Source organism: Dolichospermum sp. UHCC 0259, assembly GCF_009711935.1.
Classification (GTDB): domain Bacteria; phylum Cyanobacteriota; class Cyanobacteriia; order Cyanobacteriales; family Nostocaceae; genus Dolichospermum.
The window spans coordinates 1-13,235 of the sequence record NZ_VIKX01000254.1 but is presented as its reverse complement, the minus strand read 5'-3'; the positions used below and the strand labels follow the sequence as shown (position 1 = coordinate 13,235).

Annotated in this window: 9 protein-coding genes; 4 read left to right on the top strand and 5 right to left on the bottom strand. The window is 37.2% G+C overall.

What is annotated here, in order from left to right; translation table 11 throughout:
- Positions 1–478 precede the first annotated feature (478 nt).
- The 4 genes from FJR05_RS21080 to FJR05_RS21065 form a co-directional block, all read right to left on the bottom strand.
- Complete coding sequence (locus FJR05_RS21080) at positions 479–2,095, bottom strand: bifunctional pantoate--beta-alanine ligase/(d)CMP kinase (RefSeq protein ID WP_168645924.1); 1,617 nt, start codon at positions 2,093–2,095, stop codon at positions 479–481.
- A gap of 145 nt (positions 2,096–2,240) precedes the next feature.
- Positions 2,241–3,356: a septal ring lytic transglycosylase RlpA family protein gene (locus FJR05_RS21075; protein WP_168645923.1), complete on the bottom strand. Its 1,116-nt coding sequence runs from the start codon at positions 3,354–3,356 to the stop codon at positions 2,241–2,243.
- A 752-nt stretch (positions 3,357–4,108) separates the two neighbouring features.
- On the bottom strand, positions 4,109–4,273 hold the full coding sequence (locus FJR05_RS21070) for a hypothetical protein (RefSeq protein ID WP_168645922.1): 165 nt from the start codon (positions 4,271–4,273) through the stop codon (positions 4,109–4,111).
- 18 nt (positions 4,274–4,291) lie between these two features.
- Entirely contained in the window at positions 4,292–4,714 is a 423-nt protein-coding gene (locus tag FJR05_RS21065; protein WP_168645921.1) for a cyclic nucleotide-binding domain-containing protein, read from the bottom strand.
- 156 nt (positions 4,715–4,870) lie between these two features.
- Here FJR05_RS21065 and FJR05_RS21060 point away from each other — a divergent pair, with 156 nt between their 5' ends.
- The 4 genes from FJR05_RS21060 (at position 4,871) to FJR05_RS21045 (ending at position 11,680) form a co-directional block, all read left to right on the top strand.
- Positions 4,871–5,869, top strand: a complete 999-nt coding sequence (locus tag FJR05_RS21060) for a hypothetical protein (protein WP_254447008.1) — start codon at positions 4,871–4,873, stop codon at positions 5,867–5,869.
- 31 nt (positions 5,870–5,900) lie between these two features.
- Entirely contained in the window at positions 5,901–7,646 is a 1,746-nt protein-coding gene (locus FJR05_RS21055) for a CHAT domain-containing protein (protein ID WP_168645920.1), read from the top strand.
- 67 nt (positions 7,647–7,713) lie between these two features.
- On the top strand, positions 7,714–10,659 hold the full coding sequence (locus tag FJR05_RS21050; protein WP_168645919.1) for a UPF0182 family protein: 2,946 nt from the start codon (positions 7,714–7,716) through the stop codon (positions 10,657–10,659).
- A gap of 625 nt (positions 10,660–11,284) precedes the next feature.
- Positions 11,285–11,680: a hypothetical protein gene (locus FJR05_RS21045; protein ID WP_168645918.1), complete on the top strand. Its 396-nt coding sequence runs from the start codon at positions 11,285–11,287 to the stop codon at positions 11,678–11,680.
- A 46-nt stretch (positions 11,681–11,726) separates the two neighbouring features.
- Here the strand turns inward: FJR05_RS21045 and crtH are convergent.
- Positions 11,727–13,235: carotenoid isomerase (gene crtH, locus FJR05_RS21040; protein ID WP_256376206.1), on the bottom strand; the 1,509-nt coding region annotated here is incomplete at its 5' end.

Below are 13,235 nucleotides of genomic sequence, written 5' to 3'. Positions count from 1 at the left end.
CAGGTTTCGTATTTAGTAAGCCCTACTTAATCCTGCAATACAAAACTTAACATTGTCATTCTACTACCAAAGTGGAAATTTCCACCAATTAGTTTATAAACAAAGCAAATTCCATCTATTTAGCTTAAACTCTTAACTTCTCTCTGTTGACTCTGCGCCTCTGCGTGAACAAAAAGCCCGGTTTAAAATATATAATTATTAACTCAGACTAATATCCACCTCAAGAAAGATGAATCTATCTGAAACTAGTTTAGGATGTAGTTCAAAGCACTAAAAATTAAAATGGTGAGTTAGTCGGCGCTCACCACTGTTTTGAAGTCCTTTGAGACTTCCAAATAAAAAAATGTCCCAAAACTGATGCAGAAATTCTCTCTCTGTGTACTCTGTGCCTCTGTGGTTCGTTTCTTAGGATAATTTATTTCTTGGAAGTCTCTTTAGGAATTTGGGCGCAGGCCCTGCGCCCCTACGTTCTGGTGATCTACCAATGGGATAGCCGCTGGTTGTAATGGCTAATGATTTGTGCTGCTACTTCAGAAGCAGTTAAACCGTCGGTTTGGAGTTCAATGGCATCAGCCGCTTTTTGCAAAGGGGAGACTTTCCGAGTGCTATCTTTGAAGTCGCGTTCAGCAATCTCCTGTTCTAGTTGTTCTAAACTCAAGATTGAACCTGTTTTTTGAAAGTCTTGTTGACGACGACGCGCTCGTTCACCGACAGAGGCGGTTAGGAAGATTTTAATTTCCGCATCTGGGAAGACGTGAGTGCCTATGTCTCGACCTTCTGCTACTAACCCCCCGCGTTGTCCCCAACTTTGCTGCTGTTGAACCAAGGCTTGACGAACTGCACTTTGAGCCGCGATCGCCGATACTAGAGATGTTACCTCAACTGTGCGAATTTTTTGAGTAACGTCAATGTCATTAATCTGGACTCTGACGGGAGTTTGCAGACTTTGACTGGGAGTAAGTTCAATTTTGCAGCGAGTGGCTAATTCCGCCACAGCACAATCGTCATCAATGGCGATTCCCTGTTCCATGACTAGCCAAGCGATCGCCCGGTACATAGCACCAGTATCCAAGTACACCAAACCTAATTCCTGAGCCACTTGACGAGCCACCGTAGATTTACCAGCACCAGCCGGACCATCAATAGCAATAATCGGTTGGCGGATTCCATCATTGCCATCACGCAGAATCGTATTATCAATTAACCGTGTAGAACCAAGACGAGCAGCGATCGCCAACATTCCTTCATCCTCAACTTTTTCTAAAAACATCAACGTATTCGGTTCAACCAATTCAATATATTCCAAGCTGATATTCCTAACTTTTGCGATTTCTTGCCGCGCCAATGCTATCAGTTCACCACTGTCACGAACGCCAGCCCGAAACGCCGCTTCAGCTTGCCGTAAACCTTTAAATAACACAGTTGCTTGCTCTTTTTCTGTAGCCGTCAAATATTGATTACGAGAACTTAAAGCCAAGCCAGACACTTCCCGCACCGTAGGACAAGCAACAATTTCGACTGGCAAATTTAAATCAGCTACTAACCGTTTAATAATTGCCAGTTGTTGACCATCTTTTTGTCCAAAGTATGCTCGGTCAGGTTGTACCAAATTAAAAAGCTTGGTAACAATCGTTGCCACACCTTGAAAATGACCTATCCGCAAATTACCACACAAGCTAGATATCATATCAGATGGAGGGATCACTTGCGTCACCTGAGTTGCTGTTATATTCTTCCCCGGTACACCGATTTCCTCCGGAGTTGGGGCAAAAATCACATCAACTCCCGCCTGTTCACAAAATTCTCGGTCTTGTTCTAAAGTACGAGGATAGCGTTGATAGTCCTCATTTGGTCCAAATTGCAGAGGATTGACAAAAATACTCACAATTACCGTCGAATTTTCCTGTTTAGCCCGTTGAATCAAACTTAAATGCCCCTGATGTAACCCCCCCATAGTTGGCACTAAACCAACGGCTGTGGGATACCAACTGGTTTGTTCATCAAGTCCCAAATCCTCTGGTAGCCTCAAATGGCCTTGCCAGCGACGACGATTTAAATAGCAGCGTAAGGCTGCAACTGTTGTCAGCACACGCACAAAATACCCCTAGTTTCTATCCTTTCCCCCGTTAGTGTATATCCGATAGCGCGGCGTGGCGCAAAGGATCATGGGGAGATAAAATAGAAGAACCAGGGGAATTTAATCGTGAAAAGCGAAAACAGATTTGGAACTAGGAAACGGGTTATTTTCCTAAAACCTCAAGACTAACTGGAGCAACACCACTGCTGATCATCCCCAAGATCCGCGCTGCACCTACGGAAAGGTCAACAATTCGACCCCGGATAAAGGGACCTCTATCATTGATTCTGACAACAACAGAACGACCATTACGGGTGTTAGTGACACGGATTCTTGTTCCCATTGGTAAGCTACGATGAGCCGCAGTTAGTCCTTCGGGATTATATCTTTCACCACTGGCGGTTTTATTGCCAGACCAATCATATCCATACCAAGAAGCCATGCCTTGGAAAGTGAGATTGACATTAGCAAAGGCAATCTTCTGGGGTTGACTGGAACTAGAAACTGATTTACTAACAGGTAAGTTAGCAATGGACTGAATGGGAGATGCGTTGCCAATGAGTCTCCGCAGTCTATTAGTTGCTTGTAAGGCATCCTGGGCGAGATTTTTTGTGGTATCTGCTAATCTAGTACCTGCATTGACTTCTACCAGTTCTTGACCATCAATGGTAATGGTGTAGCGATCCACTGACGGTTGTTGAGGAAAGAAGCCTTTTTTATCGGCTTTATTTTTAATTACGGAATTATCCGCTGTTTTCCAACTGACAGTAATCTTGCTGGCATCTACATTGTTCTGGATTAGTTCATTAATTCTAGCAGCGATCACACTAGCTTTCTGAACTGGATCATTGTCAATGGAGCTAACTTGTTTGTTAAAATTGATTGTATTACCAGAATTGCTAAAACTGGCAACTTTGGCTGTATTGGTAGCAACAAGAGAGTCAGGGTTGATATTCTCATGATTGCCAATCACGCCAACTTTAGTTTTGTTGTTAGTAACTGGGGTAGAACCCAAAAAAGTCAGAACAGGAATGTCCCGAACATAAAGAGTAGCTGCTTGTAAACCTTTAATACTGTGAGGATGAATCCTCGTAATTACAGTATCTGAGGTGGGGTTTTCTGTTGGGGATTGGTATTCTCCTACTTTGACGGCATCACTGATAGATGATGCTTGTCTAGTTGGGGAACTTTCCTCACTGGTTTGAGTTCGACCAACTGAGGGTAAACCCAAAACGGCCAGAATTACGGCAACTGTAGTCCACAAATGTCTTTGATTCATGCGTCCGATTTTAAAGCGACTTTAGAACTTAAGTTTGCTGATTAGCGGGGGTTTCACTTTTGAACAGTGACTCTCGCTGGAAACTTGAACCCGTTCCGCTTTCACTTTGTGTTTTGTAACTCGAATACATTAACACGAATTTTCGGACTTGGGGATCAGGGTTTTAGCGGAAGTCTGAAGGATATGGCTAAATTTATAGTTGAGTTTAAGCTTGTAAACCTTGTTCAAGTCAGGATTTTGGCTATGTAACGTTTTTTTAAAAGATTTTTATATTTTCTTGAGGAAATTTAAGATTAAGCGATCGCCCAATTCAATCATTACTACCTAACATTTGTCCTCAGTAGTTGGAAATTCTGAAGTATCGAAAAGCCTAGCTGTCTACTTGGCATTTAGATGAAATTTTACTGCAAATAGTTTACTCCTCAAAAGATATCACCAGCGTCAACATAATCTGTACAAGGACTAAATTGTCAAAATACTTGGACCATTTTTGCCTAATACATAGTTTTTTATCTCCATTTTTAGTAAGTAAATATATTGAATATATTCAAATAATTAGTCACAATCAATACGATTTCCATCAAGCAATAGCAATGATCTGTCGCCCCTAAGTATTTATTCTTATCCCTAAATAAATAATCAATGAGACTATACAAAAAATTTAAGCAACTTCGCACAAATGCGCTTAACAAGTATATAAAAATACATATTTGCTTGTTGTCCACAGGGTTAAATCAGTAATCAATTTTATATCAGGCGATCGCACTCATATCTAGGGCTTGCTGATAGCGTATACTAAAAACGTGCCGCAGTTTTACTGTTAAACTCACTAAAGTGCAGTCCAACACAGGTAAGAGAATTTTTAAAAGAACTGGTTTACCTTGCTTAAAAGTAGGGTATGTGCCGGGAATTTTCAATGTTGTTAAAACTAAAAATTAACTAATATTTTCATTGAGTTTGCGAATTAAACGAGATAACTCACGAATAATATTCACCGCAATTTCTGGAGTTTCTTCAATAGCATCATAAAGTTGCTCTTGGGTAAGTTCCAAACATTCACAAGATTCTAAAGTAGTAATAGCAGCAGAACGAGGTTGAGTATCGAATACCGCCATTTCACCAAAGTAGTTTCCCTGATCAACTTCTGCTAATTTGGTATCACCAATATGGACTTTCACCCGACCGGATATTAAGATATACAGAGATCGCCCTTCTTGTCCTTGCTGAAAGATTGTATAATTAGCCGGGTAGGATAACTCATTCATCACGGAAGCAAGCCTGACAATGAAATCATCCCGCAGTTCTTTAAAAATGGGGACTTGTCTTACAAACAACAACCGATCAACACTGGTAAGCATAATTATTGGTTACAAATAAAACATTAACATTGGTATCAAATCATAAGTAAGAAGGTAATTAGCCTTTGGATGACCTGATTCTAGAAGCTAAGTTGAGATTTTTGACTGCTGAATCCTGAAACTCTATCTTGAGCATTGTGAGAAAATTACCGAATTATGATGTACTTTCTAGAAAATTATTCTCCCATAGAAACTTACAATTATGTACACAGCACAATTAAATATGAGCATCAATCTTCTCTTAGTCAGTTCGTAGTACCAAATGATATTAATGGATATTTACCCATCAAAATAAGCCCAGCATCTATTAATCAAATTGATTCAATACCCAAAGAAAACCTGACTGATTCTGATTTTTTAGTTTCTAAAACTGATCTAGCTCAGAATGTTCCTGAAGTTGGTAAAAATAACTTACAAACAGAACCAACAACGCCAGAACAGAAACCATTTAAACCCCAAAAATTGCCCTTAATTTTGGAAAAACCGTTGTCTCCAGCAGCATCTCCTAGTATTACCATGCTGACACCATCAGCCTATGGTAAATCATGGGGTAGAGCTTCTATTGGTTTAGGATTCCAATCTCGCGCTCGTTTTACTAACAAAGCAGATGGAGTTTCTGGAGTTGGGTTTGGCTTAGGTAATGCTAAAGAATCAGTGGGTTTAGATATAAATATAGGCATTGTTGACCTGAGTAATTTTCAAGATGGTAACATTAGTTTTAAAGTGCATACTCAACTGAAAAACGATATAGCTGTAGCTGTTGGCGTTAAGAACTTTATAACTTTTGGTAGTACAGATGGAGGAACATCTGGCTATGGTGTAATCAGTAAAATGTTTCGGCTTCAAGATAGCGAAAAGAAACCTTTTAGTCGTATTTATCTTTCGGCTGGTATGGGTGGTGGACAATTCCGGTCAGAATTCGATATTAACAATAACATTGATTCAGTGGGTGTCTTTGGTAGTGTAGCTGTAAAAGTTGTGCAACCTGTCAACACAATTATTGAATGGAGTGGACAAGATTTAGGACTGGGTTTATCTGTCACACCATTGAAACAAGTTCCTTTAGTAATTACTCCAGCTATTACTGATATTACTGGGAACGCAGGTGATGGGATCAGATTTATATTAGGCGTTGGTTATAGCTTTTCTTTTTAACCAAATTTATCGAGATTTGAGGAGAATATTTATGAAATTGTCTCGTTCTTTTTTATCTATTTTTTTAGTAGTTATCTGCATTATCTTGTTATCAAACTCTGTTCAAGCTCAGTTAGGTAATCAATCAGACATTACTAATCCTGATCCTCAAGAAGTGATAATTCCTGATGATTCAGTCAGCAATCAATCAGATATTACTAATCCCGACTCTCAGGAAGTGATAATTCCTGATGATTCAGTAGAAAATCAATCAGACATTACTAATCCAGATAGTCGAGAAAGTACCATTCTGACTAATTCATCAGAAAATCCGGCAAATACTACTAATTTTGATGCTCAAAAAATTAGTACACCTAATAATCCATCAATAAAGCAGTCAGATAATACTAATCAAAATAGTCCTTCATCTTTGACTGGAATTAATATAAATAGACAGGTATTTGATAATAATTTTGCCGCAGCAACAGATGATGAAGCTGTTGCTCAGGTTGAAGAAATGCAAGCATTACAATATGGTGCCCAACTTAATACTAATTTATTTGGTGAACTTAGCTCATCTGAAGATATTGCCGATGAACTTAGCAAATTGGCAAAGGTAACACAAAAGAAGGCAGCAGTTATTTATATAACGTCCTTAAAAGATAAACTAAGTTTAATCATGATTCCCCCCATTGCCAAAGTAGATAATTTAGGTAAAAAAGCTAAAAATTTACCAAAGAAATTAATAATTTCATCTGAAACTAATTTAGTTGAAAGTGGTCAAATTGTTCGCAAATATGTTGAAGAAGCCAATAGTTTGAATGTCCAAAAAGTTGCTAGAGAATTTCGATCTAAAGTAACTGACTTTCAAGATAAATCTTATGTTAAGAGTGCGAAAGAACTTTATGAATGGATAATTGATCCTCTGATAATGGAGATAAAAGCTAATAAAATAGACACTTTAATATTTTCGATGGATAACAAATTACGATCCATCCCCATTGCTGCTTTATATGATGGCAAGCAATTCTTAATTGAAAAATATAGTGTGGGGATTATTCCCAGTTTTAATCTTACAGATACCCGTTATTTTCCTATAATTAAAGCTGATATCTTAGCGATGGGAATATCACGAAGTACAGAAGATCAAGATCCTTTACCCTCTGTACCATTGGAAATAGATACAGTGAGTAAACAAATCTGGCAAAGTCAAAATCAAATATTATTAAACGAAGAATTAACCACAGAAAAAATTGCATCTCTAAGTTCTCAAAAGAATTTTGGCATTATTCACTTAGCTACTCATGGTGATTTTCAAGCTGGACAAATCAGCAATTCTTACATTCAACTTTGGGATAAAAAACTTAACCTAGATGAACTAAAAAAGCTATCCCAGGAATTAAAATGGAATAAAGATCCTAAAGTAGAAATGTTAGTTTTGAGTGCTTGTAGAACCGCTCTAGGAAACCAACAAGCAGAGTTAGGATTTTCTGGTTTAGCAGTGCAAGCAGGAGTAAAATCTGTATTAGGTAGCTTGTGGTATGTTAGTGATCAAGGATCTCTCGCACTAATAACAAAATTTTACGAACAATTAAAACTTACCTCTTTACGCTCTGAATCTCTCAGACAAGCTCAGATAGGGATGCTTAAAGGAGAAGTCCGCATTACAGACAAATATTTATATTTGTCACCAGAAAACCGGATTGCTTTACCTCCAGAAGTGGCTAATTTAGCTAAAATAGATTTATCCCATCCCTATTATTGGTCTGCTTTCACAATGATTGGTAATTGGAATTAACCTATTCTCTATTCCCTGTTCCCTATTCCCTGTTCCCTGTTCCCTTGCCAAAATCAATATTTTAGAAATGAAACCTATTAGAGTTTTTATAGGATGTTTGGGTTTGTGGCTATTCTTAGATATAGCCGCTTATTTGGGTGCGGAAATTTTTTGGTTTCAGGAAGTTGGTTATATAGAAGTATTTTTACAAAGATTGTTAACTCAGGGGAGTTTATGGTTATTGGTTGTGAGTTTGAGTGCGGTTTACTTGTTAGGAAATCTTACTTTAGCTCAAAGGTTGAAATATCCTCCTTTTCCTAATTCTATTCCGGTACAAGAGATAAAAATTAGTCGAAAATTAACAAATTTTCTTAGTCCTCAGTATCCTCGAAATAATCAATACCTTCAATGGGATAATTATACCAGTAAAATTAAATTGCGATCGCTCTTGCCTCTCATATTAGGGTTAATTTTTTTGGTGTGTCTGATGCTAACACACTATGGAAACGTTGCCCTCTCCTATTGGCCAGAGAAAGTTAATCAATCTAGTTTATCAGTACCACTGTTATTTCGAGCCGAGATAATTTTACAGTTGGGAAGACAGATAATTTCTCAACCTTGGTCTTTAGGACTATTAGGGGGATTATCTATGGCTATATTAATTTATAGCGAATTGTGCTTGGGAGCGATCGCTATTATTTTTAGTCTCTGTTTTGGCTGGATATTATCTCAATATTGGGCAAAAATTCTCTTATCTTTTCAGCCTATTTCCTTTGATCATTCTGAACCATTATTTGGCAAAGATATCAGTTTTTACATTTTCCATCTCCCCATTTGGGAACTTTTAGAATTTTGGTTAATAGGATTATCTCTGTATGCTTTTATTAGCGTCATTCTTACCTATTTATTATCAGCAAATAGTCTCAGTCAAGCTGTTTTTCCTGGGTTTTCTTCTCCACAAATGCGCCATTTATCGGGATTAGTCGGCTGTTTAATGTTAGTCGTATCTTTAAATTATTGGCTTAGTCGTTATCAACTACTTTACTCGGTTCGTGGTGTGAGCTATGGAGCTAGTTATACTGATGTTAAAGCCCAATTACCAGCAGATACAATCCTATATATTTTATCGGTAGCTATAGCCTTATACTTATTATGGTTAACTGTATTTTGGCAACAAAAATCTTCACATCGTCGCCGGGTGATTTATGCTTTAGGTATTTATATAACTTTGATATTCACAGGTAATTTTATTGTACCTATGGCTGTACAAAATTTTATTGTTGAGCCAAATGAATTACAAAAAGAACAACCTTATATAACGCGAAATATCGCTCTAACTCGTCAAGCATTTAATTTAGATGTCATTGACTCTCAAATATTTAACCCCACAGGAAAACTCACAAAAGCAAATATCAAAGCTAATGAATTGACAATTAGAAATATTCGGCTTTGGGATCAAGAACCATTATTAAAAACCAACCGTCAATTACAACAAATTCGCCCTTATTATAAATTTCCCGATGCTGATATTGATAGATATTTAATTAAAAATAACGGTAATCTGGAAAAACAACAGGTACTAATTGCAGCTAGAGAATTAAATTATCCAGATGTTCCTCTCCAAGCACAAACATGGGTAAACCAAAATATGATTTATACTCATGGTTATGGCTTCACTGTGAGTCCCGTTAATACCGTTGCTGCTGGTGGATTACCAGAATATTTTGTCAAAGATATTAGCGAAAATGGCAGCGTATTAAATACTTCTAATGCCAATATTCGTGCCAGTATTCCCATCGGACAACCCCGAATTTATTATGGAGAAATTAGTAATACTCATGTCATGACTGGGACAAAAGTTAAAGAATTAGATTATCCCAGTGGCAGTGATAATGTTTATAATAGTTATGATGGATTAGGTGGTATTTATATCAACTCTTTATGGAAAAGATGGCTATTTTCCATATATTTAAAAGACTGGAGAATGATATTTACACGGGATTTCCTACCAGAAACTAAAGTATTATTTCGACGAAATATTAATCAACGAATTCGCACCATTGCTCCTTTTTTAAAATTTGATAGTGATCCTTATTTAGTTGTAGCAGATGCCCGAATAGATGGTCAAAATCAACAATTTCCTGGCAAAGAAAATTATCTTTATTGGATAGTTGATGCTTACACCACAAGCGATCGCTACCCTTACTCAGACACAGGTACAAATAGTATTAATTATATCCGTAACTCTGTCAAAGTCGTAATAGATGCTAACAACGGTACAGTCAGATTTTACATTGCTGATGCTTCCGATCCATTAATTACAGCTTGGTCAAAAATATTTCCCCAAATGTTTCAACCACTGAGGAATTTACCAGTCAATCTCCGCACTCATCTCCGCTATCCAGTAGATTATTTCAAAATTCAATCTGAACGCTTAATGATCTACCACATGACAGATCCCCAAGTATTTTATAATCGAGAAGATCAATGGCAGATTCCCAATGAAATCTATGGTGACGAAAGCCGTGAAGTTGAACCCTACTATTTAATAACCAGTCTTCCTAACGTTTCCTTTGAAGAATTTATCCTCTTACTTCCCTACACACCCAAACAACGTACCAATTTAATTGCTTGGTTAGCAGCACGTTCCGACGGTGAAAATTATGGCAAATTACTACTATATAACTTTCCTAAAGAACGCTTAATTTATGGACAAGAACAAATTGAAGCCAGAATAAATCAAGATCCAGTTATTTCTCAACAAATTTCCCTCTGGAATCGTCAAGGTTCAAGAGTAATTCAAGGTAATCTTTTAGTAATTCCTATTGAACAATCATTACTATATGTTGAACCAATTTATTTAGAAGCCACACAAAATAGTTTACCAACATTAGTGAGAGTAGTTGTAGCCTATGAAAATCGCATCGTCATGGCACCAACCTTAGAACAAGCACTACAAGGAATCTTTCAACCAGAACTCGCACCACCAGCAACTATTATTCGTCCCCTAGAAGACGAAATACCCCCTGGTTAAATAACTAATATTTCCACCCATAATTACACTGATTTTAGTTCAAACTAACAAAATAAAATTTTCTGGAAATTCAAAAATTTAAAAACCTATTACCAACTCTATTTTTAATACCCACGTACCACTTCAGATATATATTCACATAATAAAAAACAAAACTATTGACAGAGATAACTAATCTTTACTTTTGATAAACCTATAATCATAAGCCATATACAGCTTTACCCCTAAGCATTCAGCTATCAGTGGTCAGCAGTCAGCTAAAACCGGATTTTAGGGGTTTTGAAGTGAGGAGACTAACATTAGTAATTAATATTCAGAATGCTTATCAATTCAATTCTTGCTGATAGCTGTTCGCTGACGGCTGAATGCTTACCTTTACCCAAACCAATCATAGACTTAAATTAAAAGTTCCAAAATCGAACATCAGTCACAATTAAAACAGACTTTATATTGAGGGGTTTGCCACTTGGTTCTGTCACATTTGTCAATTACAGCACTTTCTAATGTTATGAGGTACAGTTTTTTATCGCCAAATCCGTAGGGGCGCAGGGCCTGCGCCCTCCATTGTGTTTCATAAGAACGAGAATTGCTGTAAGAACCATTATAGATAATTAAGGAAAATAAGATGTATATAGAGCAGGTATTGGGAAATACATTCATAACCGACAATACCAACTTGTCCATTGCTCAAAGTCCAGTTCAACAAGAAAAAGTACAAGTGCAATATCACAATATCCAAATACCAGATTTAGCACTATCTTTAGCTCCTCTGGGATTTATTTTTGTTTGGGCTATTTTTCTGCTGCTTTTTCATAAAATCCGCACCAATACAGATGATAAAGTATGCGTAAAAAACAAAATTCTACAAAAAGTCCCCTGTAAAAAATGTCAATTTTTTGCCAATAACCATTATTTAAAATGTGCTGTCAAACCTGATTCTGTTCTCACCGAAGAAGCCATAGACTGTCCTGAATACGTGCCGAAAAAAGTTAGCTTTTCCCATAAAAATTTATTTCGCTAAATACTAAATCATACCAGATCCCCGACTTCTTCAAGAAGTCGGGGATCTATTTTCTCAGTTGTAAGTCTACTCCAATCCGATGAGCGCAAGCAAAACCAGAAAAAGCCACAGCATTCAAACCTTGTCCGGGAAATGTACTATCTCCTACACAATACAAATTAGGAATCACAGTGCGATTGAAAGGCATTCCCAATAAACCCCACAACTTACGTTTAGGTATTGGTCCATAAGTTCCATCTATCCGGCGTAAAAAGCGTCTGTGAGTACGTGGAGTCCCGATTTCTAAATAATCTAACCCAGCATTTAAACCAGGAAAAATAGCCTCTAATCTGTCAATAATTTGCCCTGCTGCTATTTCTTTTTTAGCCGCATACTCGCTTTCGGATAGTCCCTGCCAATTACTAATCCAGTCAGGTGTAAAGGCATGAATAATATGATATCCTGGTGGTGCTAAATCCTGGTCAAGTAGGGTAGGAATAGAAACAAAAATTGTTCCTGTTGCTGTGGTCATTTCCTGCCAATCTGTTAATAAAATATGATGACATTCTGTTCCTACAGGTAAAACTGATGCTTTTACTCCTATATGCAAGCTTAAAAAACTGGGTGATTTTATATATCGTTGTTGCCAATTTTTTTCTTTAACTGGCATTTTTTGGACTGGTAATAGTTTTGTAAAGGTGTCCCAGCGGGTGGCATTAGAGACTATTTTTTTACCATAATAAATTTGACCATTTGCTAATTGCACACCTACAGCTTTTCCCTGTTTGGTAATGATTTTTGTCACTCGCGCTTGGTATTGAATTTCACCCCCAAATTGTTTTAAACCTGTCACCAATTTTTCGGCAATTTTCCCAACTCCACCTTTAGGATAATTAACTCCGCCATAATGTCTATCAGAAAAAACCATACCAGCATTAATCATTGGTGTCATGTTTGCTGGAACTACTGACCAACAATAACACTCGATATCAATAAACTTTAATAATTGAGGATCTTGAATATACTTTCGTGCTACTTCTCCTACATTCAATGGTAAATATTTGGCTAAACCTAGACAAGCTAATGGGTTTTTGAGAAATACTCGCAGGAGATATTTAGGTTCTTCTAATGATAATAATTCAATATTATTCAGGCAATTAAAAACTTTTTGACATTCATCATAAAATCTTCTGATTCCCTTGGCTTCGTGGGGAAAATAGGCAATTAGATTTTGGAGGAATTTTTCATAATCTCGATCAATTTTTAAGTCCAAACCATCAGGTAAATGATAGTGAATCTGAACAGAATCAGGAATGGTTTCGAGATTAACATTAACTGCATCTAAGGCACGGGTGAGTAAGTTGGTTGTTCCTTTATTTCCCATACCAAAAATCATTGATGCACCGACATCAAATGTATATCCTTGGCTTTGAAAATAACCGGCACTACCACCGGGAATGAGATAACTTTCAAAAACTATAACTTTTGCGCCTTTGGCTGCTAATTGGGTGGCTGTAACTAGTAACTGTTCACACTCCCCCACTAAAAAGGAATTAGGAAGTAACAGGGATAGGAG

Excerpts from the sequence above, each read along its gene's own strand:
- FJR05_RS21075 (WP_168645923.1), bottom strand. The coding sequence starts at position 3,356 with ATGAATCAAAGACATTTGTGGACTACAGTTGCCGTAATTCTGGCCGTT.
- FJR05_RS21065 (WP_168645921.1), bottom strand. The coding sequence starts at position 4,714 with ATGCTTACCAGTGTTGATCGGTTGTTGTTTGTAAGACAAGTCCCCATT.
- FJR05_RS21060 (WP_254447008.1), top strand. The coding sequence starts at position 4,871 with ATGATGTACTTTCTAGAAAATTATTCTCCCATAGAAACTTACAATTAT.
- FJR05_RS21055 (WP_168645920.1), top strand. The coding sequence starts at position 5,901 with ATGAAATTGTCTCGTTCTTTTTTATCTATTTTTTTAGTAGTTATCTGC.
- FJR05_RS21050 (WP_168645919.1), top strand. The coding sequence starts at position 7,714 with ATGAAACCTATTAGAGTTTTTATAGGATGTTTGGGTTTGTGGCTATTC.
- FJR05_RS21045 (WP_168645918.1), top strand. The coding sequence starts at position 11,285 with ATGTATATAGAGCAGGTATTGGGAAATACATTCATAACCGACAATACC.